Source organism: Streptomyces sp. NPDC031265 (genome assembly GCF_055570295.1).
On sequence record NZ_JBVIHM010000003.1, the window covers coordinates 80,647 to 107,458 of the forward strand.

General features: G+C 71.5%; 26 protein-coding genes and 1 pseudogene (1 of these 27 cut by a window edge). 16 read left to right on the plus strand and 11 right to left on the minus strand.

The features are described from left to right. The first annotated feature begins 4 nt into the window (after nt 1–4). Nucleotides 5–1,156, plus strand: a complete 1,152-nt coding sequence (locus tag ACZ499_RS06755; protein WP_468673005.1) for an XdhC family protein — start codon at nt 5–7, stop codon at nt 1,154–1,156. A 398-nt stretch (nt 1,157–1,554) separates the two neighbouring features. On the opposite strand, the gene ACZ499_RS06760 is transcribed toward ACZ499_RS06755, so the two are convergent. Next, nucleotides 1,555–2,541, minus strand: coding sequence for an ArsR/SmtB family transcription factor (locus ACZ499_RS06760; RefSeq protein ID WP_468673008.1), 987 nt, complete (start codon nt 2,539–2,541; stop codon nt 1,555–1,557). A gap of 55 nt (nt 2,542–2,596) precedes the next feature. Between ACZ499_RS06760 and ACZ499_RS06765 the strand changes: the two genes are divergently transcribed. Continuing rightward, nucleotides 2,597–3,859 carry an MFS transporter gene (locus ACZ499_RS06765; RefSeq protein WP_468673011.1) on the plus strand — a complete coding sequence of 421 codons (1,263 nt, stop codon included), beginning with the start codon at nt 2,597–2,599 and terminating at the stop codon, nt 3,857–3,859. 56 nt (nt 3,860–3,915) lie between these two features. After that, complete coding sequence (locus ACZ499_RS06770) at nt 3,916–5,169, plus strand: GNAT family N-acetyltransferase (protein ID WP_468673014.1); 1,254 nt, start codon at nt 3,916–3,918, stop codon at nt 5,167–5,169. A 15-nt stretch (nt 5,170–5,184) separates the two neighbouring features. Here the strand turns inward: ACZ499_RS06770 and tsaA are convergent, their stop codons facing one another. Continuing rightward, nucleotides 5,185–5,652 (minus strand): tRNA (N6-threonylcarbamoyladenosine(37)-N6)-methyltransferase TrmO, encoded by a 468-nt coding sequence (tsaA, locus tag ACZ499_RS06775; protein WP_468673016.1) that lies wholly within the window; start codon nt 5,650–5,652, stop codon nt 5,185–5,187. A gap of 215 nt (nt 5,653–5,867) precedes the next feature. Here tsaA and ACZ499_RS06780 point away from each other — a divergent pair, with 215 nt between their 5' ends. The 4 genes from ACZ499_RS06780 (at nt 5,868) to ACZ499_RS06795 (ending at nt 9,156) form a co-directional block, all read left to right on the plus strand. After that, entirely contained in the window at nt 5,868–6,908 is a 1,041-nt protein-coding gene (locus tag ACZ499_RS06780) for a ketoacyl-ACP synthase III family protein (protein ID WP_468673017.1), read from the plus strand. 111 nt (nt 6,909–7,019) lie between these two features. After that, entirely contained in the window at nt 7,020–8,021 is a 1,002-nt protein-coding gene (locus ACZ499_RS06785; protein WP_468673019.1) for an FAD-dependent oxidoreductase, read from the plus strand. Further along, the gene (locus ACZ499_RS06790; RefSeq protein WP_468673021.1) at nt 8,018–8,881 is read left to right on the plus strand and encodes a class-II aminoacyl-tRNA synthetase family protein; all 864 of its coding nucleotides are present in this window, start codon (nt 8,018–8,020) and stop codon (nt 8,879–8,881) included. Before ACZ499_RS06785 ends, ACZ499_RS06790 begins: the two co-directional genes overlap by 4 nt. After that, a complete protein-coding gene (locus tag ACZ499_RS06795) occupies nt 8,878–9,156 on the plus strand; it encodes an acyl carrier protein (RefSeq protein ID WP_468673023.1) in 279 nt (92 codons plus the stop codon). The genes ACZ499_RS06790 and ACZ499_RS06795 overlap by 4 nt, the downstream gene beginning before the upstream one ends. On the opposite strand, the gene ACZ499_RS06800 is transcribed toward ACZ499_RS06795, so the two are convergent. The 4 genes from ACZ499_RS06800 to ACZ499_RS06815 form a co-directional block, all read right to left on the minus strand. Then, entirely contained in the window at nt 9,110–9,409 is a 300-nt protein-coding gene (locus tag ACZ499_RS06800; RefSeq protein WP_385539402.1) for a muconolactone Delta-isomerase family protein, read from the minus strand. The two genes, ACZ499_RS06795 and ACZ499_RS06800, sit on opposite strands and share 47 nt — an antisense overlap. A 13-nt stretch (nt 9,410–9,422) precedes the next feature. Continuing rightward, nucleotides 9,423–10,673: an MFS transporter gene (locus tag ACZ499_RS06805; RefSeq protein WP_468673026.1), complete on the minus strand. Its 1,251-nt coding sequence runs from the start codon at nt 10,671–10,673 to the stop codon at nt 9,423–9,425. Then, nucleotides 10,670–11,713: a 3-oxoacyl-[acyl-carrier-protein] synthase III C-terminal domain-containing protein gene (locus ACZ499_RS06810; protein WP_468673027.1), complete on the minus strand. Its 1,044-nt coding sequence runs from the start codon at nt 11,711–11,713 to the stop codon at nt 10,670–10,672. Before ACZ499_RS06810 ends, ACZ499_RS06805 begins: the two co-directional genes overlap by 4 nt. A gap of 479 nt (nt 11,714–12,192) precedes the next feature. After that, nucleotides 12,193–12,519: a hypothetical protein gene (locus ACZ499_RS06815; protein ID WP_468673029.1), complete on the minus strand. Its 327-nt coding sequence runs from the start codon at nt 12,517–12,519 to the stop codon at nt 12,193–12,195. A gap of 26 nt (nt 12,520–12,545) precedes the next feature. Between ACZ499_RS06815 and ACZ499_RS06820 the strand changes: the two genes are divergently transcribed. Genes ACZ499_RS06820 through ACZ499_RS06845 form a run of 6 tightly spaced genes read left to right on the plus strand, consistent with a single transcriptional unit; the run spans nt 12,546 to nt 18,393 of the window. Continuing rightward, complete coding sequence (locus ACZ499_RS06820) at nt 12,546–13,202, plus strand: chlorinating enzyme (RefSeq protein ID WP_468673031.1); 657 nt, start codon at nt 12,546–12,548, stop codon at nt 13,200–13,202. Between the two features lie 45 nt (nt 13,203–13,247). Continuing rightward, nucleotides 13,248–14,882 (plus strand): amino acid adenylation domain-containing protein, encoded by a 1,635-nt coding sequence (locus ACZ499_RS06825; RefSeq protein ID WP_468673033.1) that lies wholly within the window; start codon nt 13,248–13,250, stop codon nt 14,880–14,882. A gap of 17 nt (nt 14,883–14,899) precedes the next feature. Next, the gene (locus ACZ499_RS06830; RefSeq protein WP_385539392.1) at nt 14,900–15,172 is read left to right on the plus strand and encodes a phosphopantetheine-binding protein; all 273 of its coding nucleotides are present in this window, start codon (nt 14,900–14,902) and stop codon (nt 15,170–15,172) included. Nucleotides 15,173–15,179: 7 nt separating this feature from the next. Further along, nucleotides 15,180–15,968 carry a thioesterase II family protein gene (locus tag ACZ499_RS06835; protein ID WP_468673037.1) on the plus strand — a complete coding sequence of 263 codons (789 nt, stop codon included), beginning with the start codon at nt 15,180–15,182 and terminating at the stop codon, nt 15,966–15,968. Continuing rightward, entirely contained in the window at nt 15,965–17,155 is a 1,191-nt protein-coding gene (locus ACZ499_RS06840) for an acyl-CoA dehydrogenase family protein (protein WP_468673039.1), read from the plus strand. Before ACZ499_RS06835 ends, ACZ499_RS06840 begins: the two co-directional genes overlap by 4 nt. Further along, nucleotides 17,152–18,393: a benzoate/H(+) symporter BenE family transporter gene (locus ACZ499_RS06845; RefSeq protein ID WP_468673041.1), complete on the plus strand. Its 1,242-nt coding sequence runs from the start codon at nt 17,152–17,154 to the stop codon at nt 18,391–18,393. The genes ACZ499_RS06840 and ACZ499_RS06845 overlap by 4 nt, the downstream gene beginning before the upstream one ends. Before the next feature lie 26 nt (nt 18,394–18,419). Here the strand turns inward: ACZ499_RS06845 and ACZ499_RS06850 are convergent, their stop codons facing one another. Continuing rightward, complete coding sequence (locus ACZ499_RS06850) at nt 18,420–19,643, minus strand: aromatic ring-hydroxylating oxygenase subunit alpha (RefSeq protein ID WP_468673043.1); 1,224 nt, start codon at nt 19,641–19,643, stop codon at nt 18,420–18,422. 178 nt (nt 19,644–19,821) lie between these two features. Between ACZ499_RS06850 and ACZ499_RS06855 the strand changes: the two genes are divergently transcribed. Continuing rightward, a complete protein-coding gene (locus ACZ499_RS06855; RefSeq protein WP_468673045.1) occupies nt 19,822–21,138 on the plus strand; it encodes a cation:proton antiporter in 1,317 nt (438 codons plus the stop codon). 305 nt (nt 21,139–21,443) lie between these two features. Here ACZ499_RS06855 and ACZ499_RS06860 read toward each other — a convergent pair whose 3' ends face one another. The 4 genes from ACZ499_RS06860 to ACZ499_RS06875 form a co-directional block, all read right to left on the minus strand. Continuing rightward, complete coding sequence (locus ACZ499_RS06860; RefSeq protein WP_468673047.1) at nt 21,444–21,809, minus strand: STAS domain-containing protein; 366 nt, start codon at nt 21,807–21,809, stop codon at nt 21,444–21,446. A gap of 224 nt (nt 21,810–22,033) precedes the next feature. Beyond that, nucleotides 22,034–22,186, minus strand: coding sequence for a hypothetical protein (locus ACZ499_RS06865; protein WP_468673049.1), 153 nt, complete (start codon nt 22,184–22,186; stop codon nt 22,034–22,036). 540 nt (nt 22,187–22,726) lie between these two features. Beyond that, the gene (locus ACZ499_RS06870; RefSeq protein WP_468673051.1) at nt 22,727–23,524 is read right to left on the minus strand and encodes a maleylpyruvate isomerase family mycothiol-dependent enzyme; all 798 of its coding nucleotides are present in this window, start codon (nt 23,522–23,524) and stop codon (nt 22,727–22,729) included. Nucleotides 23,525–24,545: 1,021 nt separating this feature from the next. Continuing rightward, nucleotides 24,546–25,718 carry a magnesium and cobalt transport protein CorA gene (locus ACZ499_RS06875; protein WP_468673053.1) on the minus strand — a complete coding sequence of 391 codons (1,173 nt, stop codon included), beginning with the start codon at nt 25,716–25,718 and terminating at the stop codon, nt 24,546–24,548. A 363-nt stretch (nt 25,719–26,081) separates the two neighbouring features. On the opposite strand from ACZ499_RS06875, the pseudogene ACZ499_RS06880 reads away from it, so the two are divergent. Together ACZ499_RS06880 and ACZ499_RS06885 are read left to right on the plus strand one after the other, a co-directional pair. After that, nucleotides 26,082–26,342, plus strand: a pseudogene (locus ACZ499_RS06880) (DNA glycosylase AlkZ-like family protein); the annotation flags it as partial. Nucleotides 26,343–26,569: 227 nt separating this feature from the next. Then, a protein-coding gene (locus ACZ499_RS06885; protein WP_468673319.1) for a DNA glycosylase AlkZ-like family protein crosses the window boundary here: on the plus strand, nt 26,570–26,812 show its 5' end (the start). The gene runs 639 nt beyond the window's last position; only the first 243 of its 882 coding nucleotides appear in the window; it begins with the start codon at nt 26,570–26,572; its stop codon lies off the right edge, out of view.

Sequence of the window (26,812 nt, forward strand, 5' to 3'; positions counted from 1 at the left end):
GAACATGCTGGACATCGCCGAAGAGCTCAACCGGTGGGTCGAGCAGGGCCGTGACTTCGCCGTCGCCACCGTGGTGGCGGTCGGCGGCAGCGCGCCCCGGCAGCCGGGTGCCGCCCTCGCCGTCGACGGCGAGGGCACGGCGATCGGGTCGGTCTCGGGCGGATGCGTGGAGGGCGCGGTCTACGACCTGTGCCAACAGGCGCTGGCGGACGGCGAGCCCGTCCTGGAACGCTTCGGCTACAGCGACGAGGACGCGTTCGCGGTCGGCCTGACGTGCGGCGGCATCATCGACATCCTGGTGACCCCGGTGCCCGCGGACTCACCCTCCCGGGCGGTGTTCGCCGCGGCACTGGCCACGGCGGCGCGCGGCGAGGCGGCAGCGATCGCCCGGATCACCGAGGGCCCGTCCGACCTGGTGGCCCGCCCGCTCCTCGTCCGTCCCGACGGTACGTACGTGGGCGCCCTCGGCGGCCACCCCGAGCTGGACCGGACGGTGGCGGGCGAGGCGCGGGCCATGCTGGACGCGGGTCGCACGGGCACGCTGACACTCGGCGCCGACGGCCGCCTGTGCGGGCAGCCGCTCACGGTCCTGGTCGAGTCGAGCGTCCCGCCGCCGCGGATGATCGTCTTCGGCGCGATCGACTTCGCGTCGGCGCTGGTACGGGTGGGCAAGTTCCTCGGCTACCGCGTCACGGTGTGCGACGCGCGCCCCGTGTTCGCCACGGCGACGCGGTTCCCGGAGGCGGACGAGATCGTGGTGGAGTGGCCGCACCGGTACCTGGAGTCGACGGAGGTGGACGCGCGCACGGTGCTGTGCGTCCTGACGCACGACGCCAAGTTCGACGTGCCGCTGCTGGAGCTGGCGCTGCGGCTGCCGGTCTCGTACGTGGGCGCGATGGGTTCGCGCCGCACGCACGAGGACCGCAACGCGCGCCTGCGCGAAGTCGGCGTCACCGACCTCGACCTCGCCCGCCTGCGCTCCCCGATCGGCCTCGACCTGGGCGCGCGCACGCCCGAGGAGACGGCGCTGTCGATCGCGGCGGAGATCGTGGCGAACCGGCGGGGAGGGACGGGTGTGTCGCTCACGGGCGCCCATACCCCGATCCACCATGACGGTCCGGAGGAGCCGCTGGGCCGGATCGGGTCGGTGGCCTGACTTCTCGGGGGCGTCGCCCCCGACCCCGCGTTTCGGCCGCGGCCCGAGGATCGTTTCCGGGGCTTCGCCCCTGGACACCATGCTTGTCTGCGGGTCCGGTGGGGGCTGGGCGCGCAGTTCCCCGCGCCCCTTTTGGGCCCGGGGTTTGGCTGCGGGTGGGCTGTGGTTGCTCGCGCAGTTCCCCGCGCCCCTGAAGGTGGAAGGGGCCCGGCCAAATTCAGCCCCGGCGGCGGGAAATTCAGCCCCTCCGGCGTTTGAGGAGCGGGGTCCGGGGCGGAGCCCCGAAAGCGGGGTGCAGGGGTCGCAGGCCCCGCAGCGGGTCCGGGGGCGCAGCCCCCGGGAACGAGCCTCCACCCCCACCCACCCCCGGAGGGTTCAGGGAAGGGGTGGGGAGGGGCTCACTCCTCCGGGGACGCGAGCGCATCCCCCACCCCCGTCCGGGCATACAGCACCACCCTCCCCGCCCGAGCCCGGCTCACCAGCCCCGTCCGATGCAGCACGGACAGGTGATGGGAGACCGCGCTCGGCGTGACGGCCAGTCGGCGGGCCAGTTCCGTCGTCGACGCCGGCCCGTCGAGGCAGCGGAGCAACGTCGCCTTGGGCGCCCCGACCAGCGACGCCAGCGCACCCGGCGGACGCGGGGGACGGGCTTCCCACAGCGTCCCGACCCCCCGCGCCGGATACGCGATGGTCGGCGGCTCCTCAGCCCCCACCGGACTGATCGTGTGCTGCGCGAACAGCGTCGGCACCAGCCAGAACCCCCGCCCGTCCACCGACGCGCCCAACTCCAGGTCCCGGTGGACGAACAGCGTCAGCTCCCCGCCCTGCCACACCGCCGTGGGATCCAGTGACGTGAGCAGCACCGCCGCGCCGTCGCGGGCCAGCAGCCGCGCCCGCCACACCATGTCCGCCTCCAGGACGGCCCGCATCCGAGGCCAGTGCGGCGCAATCGCCAGCTCCCAGTAGGCCTCCAGCACATCCGCCGTCGCGTCCCGCAACACGCGTGGATCCGGGGCAAGTTCGGCCAGGCGCGGCGGCAGTGCGCGCCCCGCGTACGCCGTCCGTACGTCCGCCAGCGCCTTCGACGGCGACGTCGCCCGCACCCGCCGCAGCTCGTCCCGTACCTCCGGCAGCGGCGAGTCGGGGCGAGGCGTGATGAAGTCCGGGATCCAGCCGCTGCCGCGCACCGTCAGCTCGCCGAGCAACTCCTTGTCCAGCCCGTCGGCAGCCTCCAGCGCCGCCCGCGTCCGCCGCACCCACGGCAGGTGCAGCGCGTACTTGTCGGCGCGCCGCAGCGCCCACAGGCTGGTCGCGGTCTCCAGGAGCGGCGAGCAGGCGAAGCGCATGTCGGCGAGGTCGTCGACGCCGAGTCGGTAGCTGAGCATTGAGCCCCAGCCTAAATGTCTGCCGCTGCGCGGCGGAAGGCCGTTGGCTGGGGGCATGTCCTCCGCCTCCTCCGGGGTGGCAGCCGTGCTGCCACCCCGCGGCCCGCTGCGCGCGTACGCCCTCACCACCCTCGTCGACTGGATTGGCAACGGCCTCTTCCACACCGGCGCCGCCCTCTTCTTCACCCGGGTCGTCGGGCTCGGCGCCACCCAGGTCGGCCTCGGACTGACGGTCGCCGCCCTGCTCGGACCCGCTGTGGCCGTCCCGGCCGGGCGGCTGGGCGACCGGTTCGGCCACCGCCGGGTCTATCTGGCCACCGTGCTCGTAAGGGCCGTCGCCTTCGCGGGATATCTGCTCGTCGACGGGTTCGCCGGCTTCCTCGCCGTCGTCTGTGCGATCGCCCTGGCCGAGAGCGCGTCGCGACCGGTCCGCAGCGCCTACCTCGCCCGTATCGCGGACGCCTCGGCGCTGGTCGCGGCCAGCGCGTACACCCGCGTGATGCTCAACATCGGCTTCTCGCTGGGCAGTCTGGGCGCGGGCGCCGCCCTGGCCGTCGACTCCCGTACCGGATACGCGGCCCTCGTCCTGGGCAACTGCGTCTCGTACGCGATCGTCGCCGCCATCGTGACCCGGATGCCGGACGACCGCCCGAGGCCCGTGCCGGAGGCCGCCGCTCAGCCCGCGAGCCGTCTCGGCGCCCTGCGCGACCGCCGCTTCCTCGCCCTCGCCGCGCTCTCCGGGCTGCTCTACGTCAACGCCGACGTCCTCAGCCTCGGCCTCCCGCTGTGGATTTCGGCCCGTACGCAGGCGCCCACCTGGTCGGTCGCGGTGCTGATGCTGCTCAACACCGCGCTGGCGATCCTGCTCCAGGTACGGGCGGCGCGCGGCAGCGACACCGTCGCCGGGGCGGCGGTCGCGGGTCGGCGCGCCGGCTGGGCGCTGCTCGCCGCCTGCGCGGTGACGGCCACGACGGCCGCGCTCCCGCCGGTGGCCGCCGTGCTGGTGCTCGCGGTGGGCGTGGCCCTGCTGACGGCGGGCGAGCTGCTCTCCTCGGCGAGCGGCTGGGGCATCTCGTACGGTCTCGCCGACCCGCACCGCCAGGGCGAGTTCCTGGGCGCCTGGAGCCTCGGCTCCGACCTGGCGAGGGCGGGCGGCCCGCTCCTGGTCGCGGCCCTGGTCACCCACGGGGGAGCCCCGGGCTGGCTCCTCCTGGGCACCCTGTTCCTGGCGGCGGGGACGGTCACCGTGCCGCTGGCGGCGCGCGCGGAACGCGGGGCGGCCGACCGCAGCCGGGTGACGGCCGGTTCGCCCGGCTGAGCCGCTCCCCCCGAAATACGGATGACTGTCCGATTCGGCGGGGTTAGTGTCGAAGAATGGATCAACTGCGCTTCCGTGATGTACCCGAAGCCCATGTCGACCGCGCGCTCGAACTCGGATACCTCGTCTTCCACGAACGCCCCGAGGACGAGGAGGTCCGCAAGTACCACCGCGAGGCACTCCTCGACTGCGACCGCGTGGGCGCCTACGACGGTGACGTCCTCGTCGGCTTCCTCGCCGCCTTCCGGTTCACGATCTCGATCCCCGGCGGTGAACTCCCCTGCCCCGGGCTCACGTTCGTCTCCGTGGCCCCCACCCACCGCCGCCGTGGCGTCCTCACCGGCATGATGGCCGAGCTCTTCCGCCGCAGCGCCCGCGAGGGGCGGCCGGTCGCCGCGCTCTGGGCCTCCGAGGCCGCCATCTACGGCCGCTTCGGCTTCGGTTCGGCCACCCACGGTGCCTCCGTGGAGATCGACTCCAGCCGTCCGCTCGCCCTGCGCGTCGCCCCCGACGAGCGCCCGCTGCGGCTGGTCGACCCGCTGGACGCCCCGGCGCTCCTCGGGCCGTACTACGACGCGACCCGCGCCCGCAGGCCCGGCCGGATCGCCCGCGACGCGGTCCGCTGGCGCAAGGAGTGGCTGGCCGACAAGGACGAGGACGACGACGAGCTGAGCCCGCCGAGGATCGTCGCGCTCGGCGCCCCGGACGAGCCGCTCGGCGGGTACGCGGTGTACCGCACCAAGGGCGGTGACGACGACGCGGGTACGCCCGGTCTGGTCCGCGTCGACGAGCTGGAGGCCGACACCCCGGCCGGCGCGGCCGCGCTCTGGCGTTATCTGGCCGCGATCGACCTGACCGGCCGGGTCCGTCACTGGGGCGGCGCCCCGGACGACCCGCTGCACCACTTCGCCGCCGACCGCGACCAGGTCCGCGTCACCCAGAGCTTCCCTGCGCTGTGGCTGCGCCTGCTCGATGTGCGCGCCGCGCTCACCGCGCGTTCCTGGGCGGCCCCGGCGGACCTGGTCGTCGAGGTGCGCGACGAGCGCGTACCGGCCAACGCGGGCCGCTTCCGGCTCACGGTCGCACCGGGACCGGACGCCGACGCGTACACCGCCTCGTACGAACCGACGGACGCCCGGCCCGACCTGGCCCTGGACGTGCGCGACCTCGGCGCCTGCTACCTCGGCGGCACCGACCCGCGGCACCTCGCGGCGGCGGGGCTGATCACCGAGCACACCCCGGGCGCGGCGGCGGCTCTGGGCGCGGCGCTCCGCACCGGCCGGCTCCCGCACACCGCCGACGAGTTCTGACCTCCAGATCCCTGCCTAGTCGGACTCGGGCGGGGTGTCGGACGTCGGTGAATACGGCTTGATATCGAGCACCGGTGTGCCATCGACCAGGTCCACGCCGTCGAAGTGGAGCACGTTGCCCTTCACCTCGCGCACGCGCACCAGGCTCAGGCCGATGCGGTTGTGCCGGTTGGGCGTACGGGTGGCGTAGACGCCGGTTGTGCGCCCGCTCCGCTCCCAGCCGCGCGGCACCACCTGGAGCGGTGCGGTCTCCTCCTCGGTCTGGTCGTGCAGCCAGGTCAGCAGCCATACGTACCAGCCGTCGGAGATGCCGTCGAGGCCCCCCGCGAACGGCTCGAAGACCACGACCTGGCCCTGGTCCCCGTAGGCCAGAGTCGCCTGCGGCGGCGCCTCCTGGGGGCGGGCGTACTCCGTCACTACATAGCCGATCGGCGACAGCGGCACGACCGCGTCGGCGCCGAGAGGGGCGGGCGGATGGGACACCACGTATCTCCTCACACTGGGGAACCACGTCAACCATGCAGAACGACGGTCCATGCTGAACGACACCCCCCTGCAGCCCTGGCGCGGACCGCCTGAAACACGCCGTATGTGCGCCAAATGAGAGACAGATGCCTGACAATCAATAACACTGACAATATAGTGGGCAGCCGGGAGGTACGGCCCGAGTCGACGGGCCGGTCCGAGGAGGCAGCCCCGTGAGACTGAGTCCGCCGTTACCCGAACCACCGGGCATAGCCGCCGCCGCGCTCTGGCTCCCGTCCCGCCGCATGGACACCGCGAGGGCGGTGGCGGCCGGGCGGCTCGACCAGGAGACCGCCGACCGGCTCGGCTACCGCGCGCTGAGCGAGAGCCCCGACCGGGCGGCTCCCGAAATGGCCGTGCTCGCGGCCCAGAAGGCGCTCGCCGACGCGGGCTGGTCGGGCGACGACCTCGGTCTGGTCGTCCACTCCTGGATCTACCACCAGGGCCACGACTTCTGGTCCGCGCCGCACTACGTGGCCCACGGCATCGGCGCCCGCCACGCCACCCCGATCGGGGTGCAGCAGACCTCCAACGGGGGTGTGGCCGCCCTGGAGGTCGCCGCCGCCCGCCTCGCCCTGGACCCCACGGTCAACCGGTGCCTGGTGACCACCGCCGACCGGTTCGTGGGGCCCGGTTTCGACCGCTGGGTCGGCGACATCGACGTGGCGTACGGGGACGCGGCCACCGCGCTGCTCCTCGACCGCGACGCGGGCCCCTACCGGCTGCTCGCCATCGCCTCCGTGAGCGTCCCCGAGTACGAGGTGCTCTACCGGGGTGACGACGCCTTCACCCCGGCGCCGCGCAGCGCGTACGACACGATCAGCGCCCGGCGCACCAAGCTGTCCTTCCGGGCGGGCGGCGGCTGGCCCAAGTTCGTCGCCGTACTGCGCCGGTCCGTGCAGCGCGTGGTGCTCGACGCCATCGCGGACGCCGGGCTCACCCCGGCCGACCCCCGGCTGCGCTACCTCGTCCTGCCGCGCCTGAGCACCGGCGCGCTCACCCAGTTCTACGCGCCGTCCGTCCAGGAACTCGCCCTGCCCCACACCGAGCTGCTCGACCTGGGCCGCGACACCGGACACCTCGGTGCCGGGGACCCCGTGGCCAACCTCGCCACCCTCCAGGCCGACGACCGGCTCGCGCCGGGCGAGGTGGCGCTGTTCCTGAGCGTCGGCAACGGCTTCACCTGGTCCTGCGTCGCGATATCCCACGAGTAGACCGGCGGGTGTCACACCCGGCGGCCGAGGAACGTCTTTCCGGTGCGGCATCCCCGTACGGCTCTCCTGAACATCTTCCACGACATCTTCCCCATGAAGAGGTGCAGTCCCATGACAGAGCGAAACGAGGCCCTGGTCATCGGCGCCGGTGTGGCCGGACTGACCACGGCGGTGTGCCTGGCCGAGCGCGGTTTCACGGTCCGGGTCGTCGCCGAGCGCGGGCCACGGCAGACCACGTCGGCCGTGGCCGGGGCGATCATCGGCGGCCCGGCGATCGCCGACGAGACCGAGGCGGAGGCCAAGTTCGCGCCGACGGCGATCACCCGGCCCTGGCACCAGTCGAGCCTGGCCGAGTTCGCCGCGCTGGCCAAGCAGCCGGACAGCGGCGTCCATCTGACCCGTGGCCGCCTGGTCAACCGGCAGGCCGCCGGCGGCCACGAGTGGGCCTCCCATCTGCCCGGCTACACGCCGTGCGGCGAGGACGAGAGCGGCGGGTTCCCGGTGGCGTTCCGCGTGGACCTGCCGACCGTGGACATGCCCGTATACCTGGAGTACCTGGCCTCCCGGGTCACCGCCGCCGGGGGCAGCGTCGAGGTGGGCGTGGTGGACTCCCTGGAGGCGGCGGCCGCCCAGGCGCCGCTCGTCGTCAACTGCACGGGCGTGGGGGCGCGCGCCCTCGCCAACGACCCGAAGGTCTTCCCGGTGCGCGGCCAGCACGTGATCGTGGAGAACCCGGGCATCGACGAGTTCTTCTTCGAGCAGAACCCCGGCCCGGTCTCGACGAGCTACTTCCCGCACGGGCGCCGTCTGGTGTGCGGCGGCACCGCCGAGCGCGAGGTGTGGAGCATGGAGCCGGACCCGGCGCAGACCGAGGAGATCCTGGCGCGCTGCATCGCCGTGGAGCCCCGGATCGCCGGGGCCGAGGTCATCGGCGTCGAGATCGGCCTGCGGGCCTCGCGGCCGCAGACCCGCCTCGAAGTGGAGCCGCTCGGCTCCGCGCGGGTGATCCACAACTACGGCCACGGCGGCATCGCGGTCGGCCTCTCCTGGGGCTGCGCCCAGGACGTACTGCGGCTGGCGCTCGGCGGCGCCACCGCCGAAGTCGTCTCATGACACCGGCCCCGGTGGACGGCCCGGGTCTGCAGGCTCTCTCGCCGGGCGCGACCGTCCTGCTGAAGCGGCTCGACGCGCTCCTGGAGGGCTGGGGGACCGGCAGCGGGGCGACCCCCATGATCATGCCGCCGCTGCTGCCGGTCGCCGCGCTCTCCCGCCTCGATGTGTACGACAACTTTCCGCACCAGGCGCTCGTGGTGAGCACACTGGACCTGACGCACCATCAAGAAGGCGCATCACGTGAGGAGTTCGCCCCGGGCACCCTCGAACCCGCGCTCTTCGGGCTGCCCTCGGCCGCGTGCTTCGCCGTCTACCTCCACCACGAGGGCCGCGCCCTTCCCGACGGTACGACGGTGACCGTGCTCGGGCGCTGCTTCCGCCGCGAGGAGCACTACGACGGGCTGCGGCGCCTCCTCGGCTTCCATATGCGCGAGATCGTGGCGCTCGGCTCGCACGACTTCACCCAGGAGCACCTGCGGCGGTTCGAGGAGCGGATCACCGCCCTCGCGGACGCGCTCGGCCTCACCCTGCGCAAGGAGGCGGCGACCGACCCCTTCTACGACCGGGGCGGCCAGCGCGCGCTGCTCCAGCGGCTCTCGCCCGTCAAGCACGAGTTCCTCGCCGACGACCTGGCGATAGCCTCGCTCAACGTCCACCGCAACTTCTTCGGCGAGCGGTGCGGGATCACCCTCGACGCCACCGGCCAGGCCGTGCACACCAGTTGCGTGGCCTTCGGCCTGGAGCGCTGGCTGTCGGTGCTGTACGCCAGGTACGGAAGCTGGGAGGCGGCGACGGAGGCCGTGGAGAAGGCGGCCGTGGTGTTCGGCGGCGCGGCCCCGACCGGCGGGGCCGCGCGGTGAGGGCGGCTGCCGCCGAGCTGGCGGAGGTCGTCGCCTGGATCGGCAGGCGCCACCCGGAGGCGGCCGGGCTCGGCCCGGACGACGACCTGATCGAGAGCCGGCTCATCGACTCGCTGGGCTTTCTGGAGTTCATCGTGCTGATCGAGCGGCTCAGCGGGCGGCCCGTCGACGTCGAGACCCTCGACCTCGACGACTTCCGCTCGCTGAACCGGATCGAGCGGGCGTTCTTCAGTGGGCCGGGCCCTCGGCCGTCGGATCGTAGCTCGGCGGGCTGATCAGCGGATACACCTCGAAGTCCAGGTGCAGTCCGGCGGGGCTGCGGTACAGCAGCTGCATCAGCTGCTCGTGCGACTCTACGTCGTAGATGTTGAGCCCCGCCGAGGCGCCGACCAGGATCCAGCGGTCCCTGATGAGCCCCTTCTCCTCCAACTCCTGGGTGTACCGGAAGCCCTCGGACAGCTTCTGCTGGAACTCCTCGATGCTGATGCCGACCGGGGCCCGCTTGGCTATCACCGCGAACAGCGCCATGGATGTCTCTCCTTCAGTTGAGTGTGTGGGGGGCTTCCTGGTCCACGGGCGGCCCGGCGGGCATCCGCATGGCACGGTCGGAGCGGGCGAAGCGCGCCCGTGCGAGGGTGCCGACGATCGACACCGGTACGGTCGCGGCGGCCGCGATGCCGAACAGCAACCCGAAGTCGCCGCGCCCCGCGAGCGGGCCGACGGCGGCCGTGCTGATGGCGGCGCCGGTGAAGACCGAGCAGGCGATGAGCGCGGTGGCGCTGCCGCGCACCTCGGGCGCGGCCGCCTCCAGGATCCACGCCTGGAGCGCGGACTGGCCGACGGCGAGGGCGAGTCCGGCCAGCGCGCTGGCGATCAGGATGCCCGCGACCGACTGGGTGAACGCGGCCGTGAGATAGCCGGTGAAGAGCAGCCCGGTGCCCCAGCCGAACATGCCCGCACCGGTCGCCCGGGCGTCGACGGCCCGGACCACCACACTGCCGCCGATGGCCGCCACGCCGTACGCGCTGGTCACCAGGCCCGACATCAGGACGCTGCTGCCGTGCTTCTGGAGGGCCGCGTTGAAGAAGTTGAACAGGCCCATCATCGCCGCGCCCTCGACGAAGGCGAACGGGATGAAGAACCGGAACCAGCCGTCCCCGAGCACCTGGGCGAACCGCTCCCGTACGCTCGGCCCCTCGACGTCCCCGACCCGGGGCGCCTCCGGCAGCCGGGTGTACACCAGGGCGAGCACCGGCGCCGCCACGGCCGGGATGAGCAGCGCCGAGCGCCAGTCGAGCAGTTCGGTGAGCGCCCCCGCGACGACGGTCGCGGTGGCGGCGCCGACCGCGCTGGAGGACATGATGGCCGCCATCGTGCGCTGGCGGCGCTCCATCGGGATGTGGTCGCCCACGTACGCGACGGTCACCGGGATCAGCGCGGCGGCGAAGCCGCCGGCGATCGCGCGGCCCGCGATCAGCAGCGCCGCATTGGGCGCCAGGGCCGCCGCCAGGTCCGCGAGGCCCAGCCCGAGGAGCGCGGTCCGCAGCACCCGCACCCGGCCCACCCGGTCCGAGAGCGCGCCGTGCACCGGCTGCATGATGCCGACCATCGCCAGATAGCCGGTGAGGGCGAGCGTGCTGGTGCCCAGACTGACGTCGAAGTCCTTGGACACGGGGACCAGGATCGGGTTGATGACGACGAGGTCGAAGTCGAGCAGGAAGAACCCGGCGCACAGGACGGCCACGACCGCGCGGTCGGTGAGCTTGCCGCCCACCGGCTGCGACGCTCTCATCGGGTCACCGCCCGGACCGCGACGCAGGACCAGCTGAACCCGCCGCCCAGGCTGAGCAGCAGCGCCACCTCGCCCCCGGCGAGCCGCTTCTCGGTGTGCAGGGTCGCCAGGTTGGCGGCGGAGTCCCCGGCGCCCAAGTGCCCCGTTCCGCCACCCAGGTTGAGGATCTCGGCGTGGCGCAGCCCGAGGCGTTCGACGGCCGGGTGGAAGAACTCCCGAAGCGGTCCGGCGCCGAGCCGGGGGAGCGTCAGGAACCGCACCCGTGGATCGTCCGGGGCGAGCCCCGCCTCGGTGAGGGCGGTGCTCACCACCTCGACCACGGCCTCGACGAGCGCCGCGTCGAACCCGGGCTCGGCCCCGGAGGCGACGAACGCGCGCTTGGTGCGGCGCACGTCGACCTGGGGCAGGGTGCGCGGCATCGAGCTGAACTCGTCGTCGCCGCGGTGCATCGTCTCGTACTCCGAACGGGCCACGGTGGCCACCGAGAGCAGCTCGTACGGGCCCTGGGTGCGGTCCAGGAGCAGGGCGGTCCCGGCGTCGCCGTAGACGAGTTCGTAGTCGCCGAGCCAGCGGTCGAAGGCGGGCGGCAGGAAGCGGTCGCCGGTGGTGACCGCGGCGCGCGCCACACCCGGGTCCGCGATCATGCGGGCGGCGGCGGCTTCGAGTGCGGCGGCTCCGCCGTTGCACATCTGCTGGACGCCGACGGCGTTGGCGGTCGAGGCGCCGATCCGGTGGGCGACGTAGTTGGCGGGCGCCCAAAAGTCGTGGCCCTGGTGGTAGGTCCAGGCGTGCGCCACCATGCCCAGGTCCGCGCCGTTCCACCCGGCGGCCGCCAGTGCTTCGGTGGCGGCGAGGACCGCCATCTCCGGCGCCGCGTGGTCGGGGCTGACGGCGACTTCGCGGTAGCCGAGCCGGGTCGCCGTCTCCTCGTCGACCCGGCCGGCCGCCAGCGCGGCCTCGGTGGTCTCGCGCCGGTCCGGGAGCCAGAGCGTCGCGGCCGCGATCCGCAGCGGCGTGGATAAGGGCGGGGACAGACGCACTGGGTCCTCCCGGAAAGGGCCCCGGAGGGCATCGTCAGTGATGCGGATTATCAGCGAGAGTCTTGTCCACCTCGGGATGCCGCGTCAAGGGCCGAAAGGCGCAAGTCGCGCACCCTCGGGGGCCGTCGAGCACTCCGCCGGAGCCCCGTGGAAACACAGCGTGTGCGCAGGGCGGGCACCCCTCGATTCCGGGTGCCGGTAGCGCACCCCTTTTGGTCGCCTATGCAACCATACGCCCGAAGCCCTCGCGCGCGGCCGATTGTGCGCGGTCCCGGCGGGCCGCGCCGCCCGGCCTGCCGCCCGCCCATGCCTGACCCGTACAACGATCCAATGGCTCCCATGCCCCGCCACCCGCACGATGTCCACCGCCGTGCGATCGCTGTGCAACTCCGGGGAATAGAAGCGTCCGGAGGAGGTCGTGTGTTAAACAGGGCACAACTCGCCCTCTGCTGGCGAGAGTTGACCGGAACAGCACGCATTTACCCGTCCGCTGTCGCAGCGGAGTGTCGCTTACACAGAGGTGATGCATGGACGACCTGGCCGGCACCACGAGCACCGAGTTCTCCCTGAGCGCGCGGGAGATCGAGCAGTTCCACCGGGACGGCTACATCGGCCCGTTCGACATGTACGAACCCGCCGAGATGGAGAAGAACCTCCGCGCCCTGCGCCCCAAGCTGCTCAACACCAAGCGGGCGATCTACGGGCAGGAGAAGGCGGTCTCCGGCGTCACCAACCTCGCCAACTACGACCGCCACCTCGACGTCGACTTCCTCGCCGACCACATCACGCGCCCCGAGATCACCCACCGGGCGCATCCCTCCTCGGGCCAGATGTGCTCTGCTGGCGCACCGAGTTCTTCCCCAAGTACCCCGGCGACGAGGGCACCGACTGGCACCAGGCCGACAACTTCTCCAACGTGGCCGGCTCCAAGCACCCCCAGATCGTCTGGCCCGAGGACTCCGAGTTCGGCGGCACCATCACCGTCTGGTCGGCCTTCACCGACGCCAGCGTGGAGATGGGCTGCCTCCAGTTCATCCCCGGCTCGCACCGGACCATGAACTACGACGAGTCCAAGGTCATGACGTACGACGCGGACTCCATCGGCAAGGTGGAGAAGGACGGCGTGCGGCGCGGCTTCTTCGGCTACGACTACCGCCAGCTCCAGAAGGACCCGAACTGGAGCCCGGACGAGTCCAAGGCCAAGTCGATGGTGCTCAAGCAGGGCCAGTTCATCGTCTTCTGGTCGACCCTGATGCACGCCTCGCACCCGCACGCGGGCCTCACCGAGAACATGCGCCTGGGGTACGCGGCCCGCTATCTGCCGACCCAGGTGCAGGTCTACCCGTTCTCGGACGCCCTCCAGGAGTTCGGCGGCGAGGCCAGCCTGGACAAGTTCGGCTGCGTGCTGGTCTCCGGCGAGGACACGTACAAGCACAACCGCTTCGTCGAGCAGACCGTCAACGGCACGCCCTTCCGGACGGCTCGCTGACCCTCCTCCGACGACCACCACTTCGACGTCGCCACATCCCGAGGGGTGTCTGCGCTGGAAAGACTGACGGGGACCCAACTCACCGGCGCCCAGGAGGCGTTCGCCCTCCACCGCCGGATCAACCGGACCGCCTCCGACTATCCGCGGGACAGCTCGGTGCCCGCGCTCTTCGCCGCGAGCGTCGCCCGCCACCCGGACGCGCCCGCGGTCGTGCAGGGCGGGCGCGCGTACACCTACGGCGAGCTCGACCGGCTCTCCAACGGGCTCGCCCGGCGCCTGCTCGCCGAGGGCTGCACGCCCGGGTCGACCGTAGGGGTCTGCCTGACGCGCTCGCCCGAGCTGATCGTGGCGCTGCTCGCGGTACTGAAATGCGGGGCCGCGTATCTGCCGTTCGACGTGGGCTGGCCCGACGAGCGCGTGCACGGCCTGTTCGCGGACGCCGACTGCCGATGGGTGCTGACCGACCGTCACGAACAGCTCTCGCGACGGCTGTCGAAATGTCAAGTGCTCCCTGTCGAGGGCGCGTTGGAGGAAGTCACGACTGCCCCGGCAGTCCACATGACCGGCGGCTCCCTCGCGTACATCAACTTCACCTCTGGCTCCACGGGCCGCCCCAAGGGCGTGGCCATCCGTCACCGCAGCATCGCCCGGCTCGTCCTCGGCGCACGCTTCGCCCGGCTGGACGAGGACAGCCGACTGCTCCAGCTCGCGCCGGTCACCTTCGATGCCGCGACCTTCGAGATCTGGGGTGCGCTGCTCAACGGCGGTACGTGCGTGCTCTACCCGGACGGCCTGGTGCGGCTCTCCCGGCTCGGGCGGGTCATCGACGAACACCGTGTCACCGTCGTCTTCCTCACCACGGCGCTGTTCAACGCCGTGATCGACGAGGCGCCGGAGGCCATCGAGGGAACCGAGACCGTTCTGATGGGAGGCGAGCTCCACTCGATCCCGCATGTGGCCGCGGCGCTGCGGCGGTACGGGCCGGGCCGTCTGGTCCATGTGTACGGACCCACCGAAGCCACCACCTTCGCCACCTACCACCCCGTCGACCGGCTGCTCCCCGACTCGGGGCTGCTGCCGATCGGGAAACCCATCCAGAACACCCGGCTCTACGTGATCGACGGCGACACCCTGTGCGAGCCGGGCCGGACCGGTGAGATCTGCCTGGCGGGCGACGGGCTCTCGCCCGGCTATGTGGGCATGCCGGAGCTCACCGCGGAGCGCTTCGTCGAGCTGTTGGTCGACGGTGTGACCGAACGGCTCTACCGGACCGGCGACCACGGAACCCTGCTCCCCGACGGCTCGCTCGTCTTCCAGGGCCGCGAGGACGACCAGGTCAAGATCAACGGCTTCCGCGTCGAGCTGGGCGAGGTCGCCCACCACCTCGACCACCACCCCGCCGTACGGCGCAGCCATGTGACGGTGAGCACCGTTCGCGGCGAACGGTCCCTGGTGGCCTTCGTGGTGACGGACGACCAGTCCGTCACGCCCACTTCTCTGCGCCACCATCTGCGGACCCGGCTCCCCGCGTATCTGGTCCCGGCCCGCATCCACCTGTGCGAGGCGCTGCCGCTGACGGCGACCGGCAAGGTCGACGGCCGCGCGCTGCTCGCCGCGCACGACAGCCACACCCCACCACCCGCCGCCCCGGCCGCACAGCCGGTGGCCTCGCGGGACTGACGGACGGAGGAGAGACCATGACTTCCCAGGACTCGCAGGCGGCGCTCGGCACGCCGCCCATGAACGCTACCGAGGAGGCGATCGCCGAGATCTGGCGCGGTCTGTTCGGGATCACCGAAGTGGCCGTCGGCGACGACTTCTTCGAGCTCGGCGGCAACTCGCTCACCGCCATCAAGTTCCTGTCCCGGGTGGAGGAGCGCTTCGCCGTCGATGTGCTGCTGCCCGAGACGCTCTACGAGGACGCAAGGCTGAGCAGTCTGGCCAAGGCCGTCGACGAGGCGATGGCGTAGGCCCGCCGTGCGCCCCCCACCCCGCGCCGCCGCGCCTCCCGGGACCGCGACGGGCGGCCCGTTCGCCCGGTTCTCCGGCGACGCCGCGGTCACCACCCGGCTGTTCTGCTTCCCGTACGCGGGCGGCGGAACCCAGGTCTTCCGCGGCTGGCAGGAGCGGGTGCCGCCGGGCGTCGGGGTGACCGGCATCCGGCTGCCCGGGCGCGAACAGCGCTTCCGCGAGCGGCCCTTCGACTCGTGGCCGCAGGCGCTCGGCGCACTGTCCGAGGCCCTGGCCCCGGAGACCGAGCGCGGGCCGTACGCCTTCTTCGGCCACAGCCTGGGCGCCCGGCTCGCGTACGAACTCACCCACCGGCTCACCGCCGACGGCCACCGCCCGCCCGAGCTCCTGGTCGTCTCGGCGTGCCGCGCGCCGGGCGTGGCACCGCGCACCCCGCCCATGCACACCATGGACGGGCCCACGCTGCACCGAAGGCTGCGCGAGATGAACGGCGTCCCGCCCGAAGTCCTGGCCAGCCGAGCACTGATGACCCTCCTTGAGCCGGTGCTCCGGGCCGATCTGCGGCTCGCCGAGACCTGGGAGCCGTCACCCGGGCGGATCGTGGCGCCGGTCCTGGCGCTCTGCGGCGATGACGACGACATCGACCCGTACGAGGACATGCTGGCCTGGAAGCACCACACCACGGCGGAGTCCACGATCCAGGTGTTTCCCGCCGGGCACTTCTTCCTGCGCGACGAGGAGGAGGCCGTGCTCGCGGCCATCTGCGGGCGGCTGGGGACGGGGGGTGCGCGGTGACGGACCCGCTGAGCAGTCCCTCGCCCCATTTCACCGCCGAACACGAGGAGTTCCGTACCTCGGTCCGTACGTTCTTCCGCAAGGAGGTCGTGCCGTACGCGGCGGAGTGGGAGCGGCGGCGCGCGATGCCCCGCTCGGCGTGGCACGCATTCGCCGCCGAGGGGCTCCTCGGGCTCAACCACCCCACCTCGGTGGGCGGCGCCGGTCTCGACTTCTTCCACTCGGTGGTCTTTCTGGAGGAGCTGGGCCGGACCGGCTTCGGGGGAGTGCGGTTCGCGGTGGCGCTCCACGCCTACATGGGCACCAGCTACCTCGCCACCAACGGCTCGCCCGAGCTTCAACAGCGCTATCTGCGCCCCGCCGTCGCGGGCGATCTGATCGCCGCCCTCGCGATCACCGAACCGCAGGCGGGCTCGGACCTCGCCCGGCTGGAGGCGACGGCCGTCGAGGACGGCGACCATCTGGTGGTCGACGCCGAGAAGCGCTTCATCGTCAACGGCGGCTTCGCGGACTTCTTCGTGACGGCGGTACGCACGGGGGATCGCACCGGGGAGCGCCAACTGCGCTCAAGCCAGGGCGATTTGTCACTCCTGGTCGTGGACCGCACCACCGAGGGCGTCCACGTACTCCCCAACGACTCGATCGCCTGGCGGGCCTCGGGCATGGCCGACATCAGCATGCGCGGGGTGCGGGTGCCCAAGGCGAACGTGATCGGCCGCCGCAACTCCGGCTTCATGCAGATCATGAAGAACATGCAGCTGGAGCGGCTGGCGGCGGGGATCTCGGCGGTCGGGGACGCGGCCAACTGCCTTGACACCACCTGGAGGTACCTGAAGAGGCGCGGCATGTTCGAGTCGACGCTCAGCGCCAAGCAGGCCGTCCGCCACAAGATGGCCGATCTGCTCACCGAGGTCGAGGCCGCTCGGCAGCTGACCCACCACGCGGCCTGGAGTCATGCCCGCGACCCACTGTCGATCACCGCCTGCTCGATGGCTAAGCTCAAGGCCACCGAAGTGGCCCGGACCGTCGCCGAGGAATGCCGCCATCTGCACGGCTCCGAGGGCTTCCGCGAGGGCGCGCCGATCGTCCAGACCGTGCATGACGCCCAAGCCGCCACCGTCGCCGCCGGAGCGAGCGAGGTCATGCGCGACATCGTCGTACAGAGCGGATACGAGGAGTTGCCTTGACCACGTCGGAGACGGAGACGGCCGGCGCCGGCGGTCCACCAGGCCCGAAGCCGGATCCCCAGCAGGGCCCGAGCTCGGTGTCCGACCTGTTCAGGGCCGGGACGGTCGGGCTGATCGCCGCGTTCGTCGGGTTCTCCAGCTCGTTTGCGATCGTCCTCGAAGGCCTCACGCGGGTCGGCGCGAGCCGCGCCGAGGCGGCGTCCGGCCTGATGGCCCTCTCGGTCTCGATGGGCGCCTGCGCGATCTTCCTCAGCCTCCGGCTGAAGATGCCGATCAGCGTCGCCTGGTCGACTCCGGGGGCGGCGCTGCTGGCCGGCGCGGCCTCGGTCGACGGCGGATTCGGCGCGGCCGTCGGCGCGTTCCTGGTGACCGCCGTGCTGATCGTGGTCACCGGACTGTGGAAGCCGCTCGGCCGCTGGGTCTCGGCCATCCCGAAACCGCTGGCCAACGCCATGCTCGCGGGAATCCTGCTGCCCCTGTGCCTGGCCCCCGCCAAGGCGGTCCAGGAGAAACCGGCGCTGGGCCTGGCGATCGTCGTCGCCTGGGCGGTCGTCGGCACCTTCAAGAAGCTGTACGCGGTACCGGCCGCGGTCGTCGTCGCGGTGGTCCTGATCACCGCGACCACCCACATCTCCGCCGCCGACCTCGGACCGCTGTGGCCCAGGCCGGTCCTGATCACCCCCGACTTCACCGCGGCGGCCGTGATCGGCATCGCCCTGCCGCTGTACGTGGTGACGATGGCGTCGCAGAACATCCCGGGCATCGCGGTCCTGAACGTCAACGGCTACGAGCCCGAGCCGGGCCCGCTGTTCGGCTGGACCGGCGCGTTCGGCCTGGCCTCGGCGCCCTTCGGCGGTCATGCGGTCAACCTCGCCGCGATCACCGCCGCGCTGTGCGCCGACGAGAACGCGGGCCCCGACCCGCGCAAGCGCTACCGCGCGGCGGCGATCGGCGGCGGCACCTACATACTGCTCGGCCTGGGCGCGGGCGCGGCGGTCGCGTTCGTCGGCGCGGCCCCGCCCACCCTGATCGAAGCGGTGGCGGGCCTGGCGCTGCTGGGCGCGCTGGGCAACTCGCTGGTGGGAGCGGTGACCGACCCGGGCGACCGCGAGGCTGCGGTGGTCACGCTGGTGGTGACGGTGTCGGGGGTGCAGTTCTTCGGGGTCGGCGGCGCGTTCTGGGGGCTGCTGGCCGGGGGCGCGCTGTACGCGGCGAAGCGGCGGCTGCCGGCGAAGTGAGGCGGGGGGTGCGGTGACGGTGGAGGTCACCCTTCTCCTGCTTCTCCTGCTTCTCCTGCTTCTCCGAAAAGGTGCGCCTCGATGGTCTCGTTGTACTTCTGGAGCGCGAACTCCTGCGTACCAAAGCAGTGTTCGTCGTTGGCCCCGCTCGTCAGACCGATCTGGATCTCACGGTAGATTTCGAGGTCCTCGTACTGCACCTGATAGGTCAGCTGCCGGTTTTCCTCCCACTGCTCGACGCTGCCTTCCCGCACCGATCCCTTCGGCACGATGAGGCGCAGCTTCACGAGCGTACGGGTCGGGCCCAGCGGGTGACTGGTAATCCACAGGAAGTGGTCCGACTGGTGGAGCACCGTCTCGTTGGGAAAGACGGTGTGGATCACGTTCGCGACGGCCAGAAGACGCCGTTCGCTGCGCTCGGTCCTGGTGATGAAGTTTATCGAGCGCTTCGGCAGGATCGAGCGCAGATGGGGCCCGAACGAGTCGAAGAAGAACGTGCTGTTCTCGAAGAGCGGGTTCGCACTCTTCGCATGCAGGAACGGGAAGTGGTAACCCTCCAGGGTGCCTTCGACGACCAGCTTCCAATTGATCTCCCACTCCTGGCTCTCGGCGCCGTAGATCTCGTACGAGGAGAGATCGAGATCTGCGATGTCGGGAAGGAAGTCACCCAGGAACGCGTCGAGGTCGGCCCGGCCCGGATTCTCCTCGGGCATCAGCCAGACGAACCCGTACGCCTCCACCGCCGGGAGCGCCACCAGGTTGCGTTTTCCCCGCTCGACGCCGGGGAAGCAGTGCGGGCTCGGGATCGCGGCGAGGGTGCCGTCCAGGTCGTAACGCCAGGCGTGATAACCGCAGGTGAACTGCTTGCGCTCACCGGACGGCTCCTTTTCCAGGCGTGCCCCGCGATGCCGGCAGGCGTTGAGGAGGACATGCGCCGCGCCGTCCTGGTCGCGGCTGACGATCAACGGCCTGCCGAAATGCTCCAGGGTCGCGAAGGTGCCCGGAGACGGAATCTCGGAGCTGTGCACCAGCATCGATGGCAACTTGGAGAAAATACGGTCGAGTTCCGCCTGGTACCACTCCGGTGACTGATAGCGGTCGACGCTGACCCGGGTGTCCGAGTCGGTCAGCGGGAGTCGCTTGTCGCGAAGGTGCTCCAGGGCGCGGTCAAGGATCCGGAGTTCCTCATCGCGATCCATCCGCCAACTCCCTCCAAGGCCCGCCGGGCACACGGTGATCAGCGGGTTCAAGGCTCAGGTTTCGGGGTTCGGGTCCGCCGAAATTCTATAGCGATTCCTTTGGGGTGACGAGACCTGTTCAATGTCAAAAAAAGCGCGGTTGAACGGGGTGTTGAACGGGAGTTGTGCCATTCCGTGAATCACCGGTAGAACAGCGGAACACCCTGCGGCCCGACAGGAGTGAGCCGACGTGCAGACGCATCTCCTACTCGCCGGATCCACCGCGCCCCCCACCGGACGGTTTCTCCTCGCCCTCGCCGTCATCCTCGCGGTGGCCTTCGTACTGGCCCGTCTGGCACAGCGGGTGCGGCAGCCCGCCGTGATGGGCGAGATCACCGGAGGCATCCTGCTGGGCCCGAGCCTCCTCTCCCTCTTCCCGGGCGACCTGGAGACCCGGCTGGTCCCGCCGTCGGCACTGCCCTACCTCCAGCTCCTCTCCCAACTGGGCCTGGTGCTCTTCATGTTCGGTGTGGGCTATCAGTTCGACATCGGGCATCTGCGCACGCCCACCGCGAAACGGCAGGTGGCGGCGGTCTCGCTGAGCTCGGTGGCGCTGCCGTTCGCGCTGGGGGCGGGCCTCGCGTACGGGCTCTACCCCTGGCTGAGCAAGTCCGAGCTGAAGACGGACGGGCCACTCGGCCCGGCGCTCTTCCTCGGTGCGGCGATGTCCATCACCGCCTTTCCGGTCCTCGCCCGCATCCTGGCCGAACGCGGCCTTTACAAGGACCCCTTGGGCTCGATCTCGCTCGCCTGCGCGGCCGTCCAGGACTTCCTGGCGTGGTGCATCCTGGCGGCGGTGGTCGTGGTGGTCCGCGCGAGCGGGCCGTGGCCGCTGGCCCGGATGGCCCTGGAGTCGGCACTGCTGCTCGCCGCGCTCGTCCTGCTCGTACGGCCGGGCCTCGCCTGGCTCCTCGCCCCGGCCAGACCGTGGACGGGCGGCACCGCGCTCACCCACGCCGTCCTCGTCGTCGGTGTCCTGCTGACCGCGGCGGTCACCGACGAGATCGGCCTGCACGCGGTCTTCGGCGCGTTCGCGTTCGGCGCGGTGGTCCCGCGCGCCCGGATCGACGAGACGGCCCCGCAGGTCCCCGAACGCATCGAACAGACCAGCCTGCTGCTCCTGCCGGTCTTCTTCACCGTCACCGGAATGTCCGTGAACATCTCCGGCCTGGGCACCCGGGGTCTGGCCATGACGGCGGCGGTCCTGGCGGCGGCCTGCGTCGGCAAGTTCACCGGCGCGTTCGGCGCGGCCCGCATGACCGGCTCGACCCCGCGCGAGGCGACGGCCCTCGGGGTGCTCCTGAACGCCCGCGGCCTGACCGAACTGGTCATTCTCAACGTGGGCCTGGGCCTGGGCGTCATCGACACGCGTTTGTTCACGGCGATGGTGCTGATGGCGGTGGTGACGACACTGATGACGGGGCCGCTGCTGGACCGGGCGCGTCCGGCACGCGCCTCAGGGGCCAGGGATGCGGCTGTCGAGCGTCCGGTGCACGGGGCGGCGTGACGCGGCGGTGGTCGGGGCTTCGGTCCGTTCGGCGGCCGGGATGCGTCTGCCCGATACCGGGACGGCAAGGCCGTCAACACTTCGGCGCTTCGCGAGTGGGGCGGCTTCAGGAGGCGCGGTGCGGCTGCCGTGGACCCGGCCCGCGGCCTCGCTCCCCATGGGGCCGCAGGCCGGGTCGCCTCGACCGAGCCGCTGGGCGCGGGAGGATGCCCCGGCGACGGGAGGCACACAGTCGACCGGGGTCCGGGGCCGCTTGGTGAGCGTAGCTGCGCCGGGGGAGCGGGCGCAGGGTGGTTTCACGTCGGTCAGGCCGCTGCCTGCGGTGGAAGGAGCACGGGCAGCTGGTCCAGGATGTCGAAGTCCAGCTGAAGTGCTGGATGGTTGAGCAAGTGCAGGGTTGCGCGGCGGGTGCAGATCAGGCGCAGGCGTCCGTGTCGGCCGCTGGTCCGGGCTCGGGCGCGGTCGAGGAGCCGTACGCCGGCGACGTCGATGAACTCGACCGGGCACAGGTCGATCAACAGGTCGACATCACCGGTGTGGGTGAGGGCGTCGAGGCGCCAGGTGATGCCCGGGGCGGTGTGGATGTCGATTTCGCCGCACAGGACTACCAGGGTGCAGTCTCCGTGGGAGCGGACTTCTTGGACGCAGACCATTGCAGGGGGCGGGGTCATGATGACCCTCTTCTCCGGAGGCGGATGTCCAACAGGACCAGTCACCAACGGGATCTGGGTCGGCAACCCAAAGTAGCGGGCTGTGCCCGTCCGCTGACGGGTTGCACCGAAGGGCTGCGGGCGTGAGGGGCTTGCTGCTATGCGGTGAGCCTTGCTGCTGCATGGCGGCAGGACCGGACATCCTGGCGGGCGGGTTTCTCGGGCGGGCACTGCCCCCGGGTACGTCAGGGCGAGTCGTCTCCGTCGGCGTCCAGGCGCAGTTGGCGGGCCAGCGCCTCACGGGCGACGTCCAGGAGCGGTCGGTCGTGGCTGAAGTGGAGTTCGTCCGAGACCGCCACGTCCTGGGCATGCTCTTGCTGGCCGACGCCCACCTCCACCGCGGCGACCGCTCTCGTCCTTCATACACCTGCCAGGACGCCACAAGCCGCACCAGCCGACGACCGATCAGTGACGCGGGATCGATGCTGATGAGGCTCTTCGAATTTCCCCACCCGCCGCTCAGGTGCCGGCCAGACATGCCCACTTGGATTCCCCACGCTGGAACAGGCGGTGGGTACACCGATGGCGAGAGCGGAGGTCGCCGCTGAGCGGGTTGGGGAGGAGAGCAGCTGCCTATGGCCTACCTGACAAATGATCATCTGGCGGGTTCATGGGACCAGGGGCGCGGCCAGGGGCGCGGCGCAGAACCGCCGGCTCGCTGGATACGGAGAGCGAGCCGGTCGGCGGTTGCCCGGCTGTCGATGTACTCGTCTCTGATCGTGCGGAGGTGGTGAGTTCGAGCTCTGACCAGGTAGACGGTCGGCTTGGTGACGCCCCGAGGCCGCCTCGCGGGTTTGAGCCCGGTGCCGCGACTGACGAACCTGGTGAGGAGTCGTGTCCTACCGGCTCGTAGCCCGGCCAACCGCCCCCGCTACCTCCTACTCCTCCGGCTCCCAGGCGCGGAGCAGGTCCCACAGCCCTGAGTCTCCGTCAACGTGCAAGGAGTCGGCCGGGATACGGTCGTACAAGGAGAGGACCAACTCACTGGCCGTGCCATGGATGGAGATGCCTGCTGCGTCCGAGTCCTCGCCGGTCGCGGCAGTGGGCGCGGGGATGCGGGTGGAGCGTGCGCCGTCGCCGTCGACCGTGAGGCGCCAGGAGCGGCCCTCGGCGGTGTGGAAGTCGAAGGCCGTGGGCTTGTGCGGCCAGGCGCTGGGCGTCGCGACGCAGGTGAACAGGAACTCCTCGACACCGTCGAGGGCGACCTCGGCCGGCAGCGGCTGCGGGGCGCCCGCGGCGAGCTGGGCGTCGTAGGTGTGCACCGCGCTCTCCTGGACCCGGTGCCGGGCGACTCCGCCGGAGGTCCGCGGCGTCTGCAGGGCACTCCACCACGCCCAGCAGCCGGCGTCCGGGCCCGCCTCGCGCAGGGTGCTCAGCAGAAGCTGCGTCGACGCGGCCAGCCAGGCCAGCAGGGCCTCACGCTCCCGCGGCACTTCCAGAGCTGCGCGCGCAGCGGCGGCCTCGGCCGGGGGAGCGTCGGCAGGCCCCGCGCCGACGATGGCGGCCCAGAAACGGTCTCCCCCACCCAGGTGCTTCACCAGATCGAACAGCGTCCACCCGGGGCAGGTCGGCACCTGTGCGTCGAGACTGGGCGCGGCGACGACCGCGGCGCGGAAGGCGGTCGACCGTTCATCGATCAGTCGCAGCAGGTCAGGGAACTCAAGATTCTTTTCCACGCCGGATGTCTATCATCGTGCTCCGGTGATCGGACAGCGATTTTCACAGTCGCCGCCGGTTGGCCATTGCGGACGTCCTCGCCTCCCACCGCTCGGGTGACAAGCAGCGCACTGCTGCGAGGACGCTGGTGGTGGCGGTACGCCAGGCGTCGTGCCTGTGGGTGCTCCGGCCTCGCCGCGCGGCCGGGCACCTCGGCGACGTGACGCCCACCCGGTGCGCGCGGTCATGCTGCCGTTCGATGTGATGGACGCGGAGGTCACGACGGCGGGGGGAGGATCGGTCGGGTCGGGAGTTCATGTCGCGCCAGGAGAACCGGCCGGGCAGCGGCGAGGCGCATTCCCCAACTCGGCGTCGTGGTTGTCAAGGCGGTTGGGTTCTAGGCGCTGAGGGCGCGCCTACAGCCAGCAGGGTCGCCTCGGCGGCCGACGCCGCACGCCATGCCGCAGTCGGCTCGCCCGCCCTCACCACCATCGCTCCCGGGATTCTCGGCGAACTGGCGGCACGGGCCAAGGTTCCCGTCGCCGCCACGACCGCCAACATCTCCGGCGATGCCGGACCGGACGATCGCGGCCCCGCCGTGACCCTCGACCAGGTCCACGCCCTTCTCGCGGACTGCGGCCTCGCGGTGTCCGTCGTCGTCGACGGAGGGGTATGCCCTGCGGTCAACCACATGACGATCGAGGACTGCTTCACATCGGAGGCGAAGCTCGTACGCACCCGACTCGTTCACCAGCGAGCTGTCACTGCGGCTGTTGGACGGGAAGTGCGACCCTCCTGATGGAGAGGGCGAGCCGCGCTGCGCGCAGACGCCTGCAGGGCCCGGTAGGAGACGCTCAGTGACGGTTGGCTGAAGCCGCTCGGCGGAGCCGCGTCGTACGGCAGGTGCGGAACAGCGGGTGAGGAGAGTGATGGCCCGCTCCCCAAGGCCGCGCATTCTCCCCAGATTCTCCCCAGGACTCCGAAGCGGGCCCTCATGAGCATTCGCGGGCGCGAAGTTGATCATCTGGTCCGGCTTGGCGCCTACAACCAATGCCGCCGCTTGAAGATGAAGTACAGACTCACGCACACCCCCGCCATCAGCAGGATCGCGAATGGATACCCAGCCGCCCACTTCAGCTCCGGCATGCTCTCGAAGTTCATGCCGTAGATGGTCCCGACCAGTGTCGGAGCAAACAGAATGGCGGCCCACGAAGAGATCTTCTTGATCTCCTCGTTCTGTTCGAAGCCCGCCTCCGCCAACGCCCGCATTTCCGCGTTCTGTTGTTGGGTTACCAGGGTCGCGTTGACCGTGAGGATCTCCGTGAGGGCCTGGCGGAAGCCGTCTACGCGTTCGCTGGTGTGGGTGACGTGGTCGGCGACGTCGCGGAGGTAGCGCTGGAGTTCCTCGTCCGTGCCGTACTTGGCGAATCCGGCCATCAGGCCGTGCAGCATGCCGACGAGTGGGCGGGTGGCGCGCTGGAACTCGACGATTTCGCGGGAGAGTTCGTAGATGCGGCGGGACACCTCGGGGTCGCCGCGGAAGACTTCTGTCTCGATCTCGTCGATGTCGTTCTGGACGCCGGAGACGACGGGTACGTAGCCGTCCACCACCGCGTCCAGGATCGCGTACAGCACCGCCTCCGGGCCCAGGGCCATCAGCTCGGGCGTCTCCTCCATGCGGCGGCGCACTGCCGACAGGTCGGGGGCGGCGCCGTGGCGGACGGTGATGAGGAAGTCGCGGCCGATGAAGACGTGCAGCTCGCCGAAGTCGACCTCCTCCGGGGCGTCCAGATAGCGGGCCGCGCGCAGGACGACGAAGAGGGTCTCGCCGTACCGTTCCAGCTTCGGGCGCTGGTGGGCCTCCAAAGCGTCCTCCACCGCCAGCGGGTGGAGGTCGAACTCCTCGGCCAGCGAGAGCAGTTCGGCCTCGGACGGGCGGTGCAGGCCGATCCAGGCCATGCCGTCGGGGGTCTCGCGCAGCCGGCGGAAGGTCTCGGCGAGGGTGCCGGGGGACGAGACGCGGCGGCCGTCCCGGTACAGCGCGGACTCCACGACGCTGCGGTGGTCGTGCCGTACGGGCCCGGGGGAGGCCGGTGCGGCGGACGCCGGGGGCGTGGACGCGGGCGGGTTCGGCGGCGGGGCGATCTGGCGCCGCCAGGAGTGTTTCTTCGATGGCGGCGGAGACTGGTTTGGACGCGCACCCCGCTCGCTCATGGCGTCACCAGGCCCGGGCCGGCTCCTCGCTCGGTCATGGCTTCACCTCCCGCGCGCGACCGCTTCCGGCGGTGTTCCGCAGCGGGCCGGGGTGCGCCCGCCTGGTCTCGGTGCAGGATATACGGCTCAAATGTCACAGGCTCGGCGTCGTTCCGGACGTCATCCAGGTCTTTGGCATACGCCGGACGTGCCTGACACCACTGGGGTATCCCGTTGTATCCCGTTGTCCCGTTGCGGACGCCGCTCCCCCCGGCTCCCCCGGCACGCCCCCCGGCGCGCCCCGCCGCCCCCGCTGCGCCCCGGCACCCCCGCGTATCCCCATCGCGGCCAGAACCTGTCCTAAATCCGCACTACCGTGCCCCCATGGCCCCGCAGAAGACGCGCTCCTCACGCCCCGCTTCCGCCCACTCCGCCCACTCCGCCCCCCTCCTCACCCTCCGCGCCCTCAACCGCGCCACCCTCGACCGTCAGCACCTGCTGAGCCGGACCTCCGCGCTCGGGCCGAAGGACGCGGTCGCGCACCTCGTCGGGCTGCAGGCGCAGAACGTGAAGCCGCCGTACTTCGCGCTGTGGTCCCGGCTCACCGGCTTCCGGCCCGAGCAGCTCTCCGCGCTGATCGAGGCGCGCGAGCTCGTACGGATCGTGACCATGCGCTCCACCATCCACCTCCACACCGCCGACGACGTCCTCACCTTGCGCCCGCTCGTCCAAGCGGCCCGGGACCGCGAGCTCAAGCAGTTCCGAGGGCAGCTGGAGGGTGTGGACCTGGAGCGGCTCGCCGCGACCGTGCGTGGGCTGGTGGAGGAGCGGCCGTACACCATGAAGGAGATCCGGGACGTGCTGAGCGAGCAGTGGCCCCACGCCACGCCCTTCGCGCTGTCCCTCGCCGCGCGCTGCGCCCTGCCGCTCGTGCAGGTCACGCCGCGCGGGCTGTGGGGGCGCAGCGGGCGGGTGGCGCTGACCACCGCCGAGAACTGGCTGGGTCGGGGGCCGGGGGAGGGCCCGGCGCCCCCCAACACCCCGCTGCGTTGCCTCTGCGCGTTTTGGGCCCCCCCCTCTCAGGAAACGCAAGACCGGAAAAGCGTCGTTTGGGG

What these genes read in the sequence shown, in the direction of transcription:
- ACZ499_RS06875 (WP_468673053.1), bottom strand. Translation starts at nt 25,718, where the DNA reads ATGAGCGAGCGGGGTGCGCGTCCAAACCAGTCTCCGCCGCCATCGAAG.
- ACZ499_RS06755 (WP_468673005.1), top strand. Translation starts at nt 5, where the DNA reads ATGCTGGACATCGCCGAAGAGCTCAACCGGTGGGTCGAGCAGGGCCGT.
- ACZ499_RS06790 (WP_468673021.1), top strand. Translation starts at nt 8,018, where the DNA reads ATGACACCGGCCCCGGTGGACGGCCCGGGTCTGCAGGCTCTCTCGCCG.
- ACZ499_RS06830 (WP_385539392.1), top strand. Translation starts at nt 14,900, where the DNA reads ATGACTTCCCAGGACTCGCAGGCGGCGCTCGGCACGCCGCCCATGAAC.
- ACZ499_RS06860 (WP_468673047.1), bottom strand. Translation starts at nt 21,809, where the DNA reads ATGACCCCGCCCCCTGCAATGGTCTGCGTCCAAGAAGTCCGCTCCCAC.
- ACZ499_RS06805 (WP_468673026.1), bottom strand. Translation starts at nt 10,673, where the DNA reads ATGAGAGCGTCGCAGCCGGTGGGCGGCAAGCTCACCGACCGCGCGGTC.
- ACZ499_RS06760 (WP_468673008.1), bottom strand. Translation starts at nt 2,541, where the DNA reads ATGCTCAGCTACCGACTCGGCGTCGACGACCTCGCCGACATGCGCTTC.
- ACZ499_RS06785 (WP_468673019.1), top strand. Translation starts at nt 7,020, where the DNA reads ATGACAGAGCGAAACGAGGCCCTGGTCATCGGCGCCGGTGTGGCCGGA.
- ACZ499_RS06765 (WP_468673011.1), top strand. Translation starts at nt 2,597, where the DNA reads ATGTCCTCCGCCTCCTCCGGGGTGGCAGCCGTGCTGCCACCCCGCGGC.
- ACZ499_RS06800 (WP_385539402.1), bottom strand. Translation starts at nt 9,409, where the DNA reads ATGGCGCTGTTCGCGGTGATAGCCAAGCGGGCCCCGGTCGGCATCAGC.
- ACZ499_RS06770 (WP_468673014.1), top strand. Translation starts at nt 3,916, where the DNA reads ATGGATCAACTGCGCTTCCGTGATGTACCCGAAGCCCATGTCGACCGC.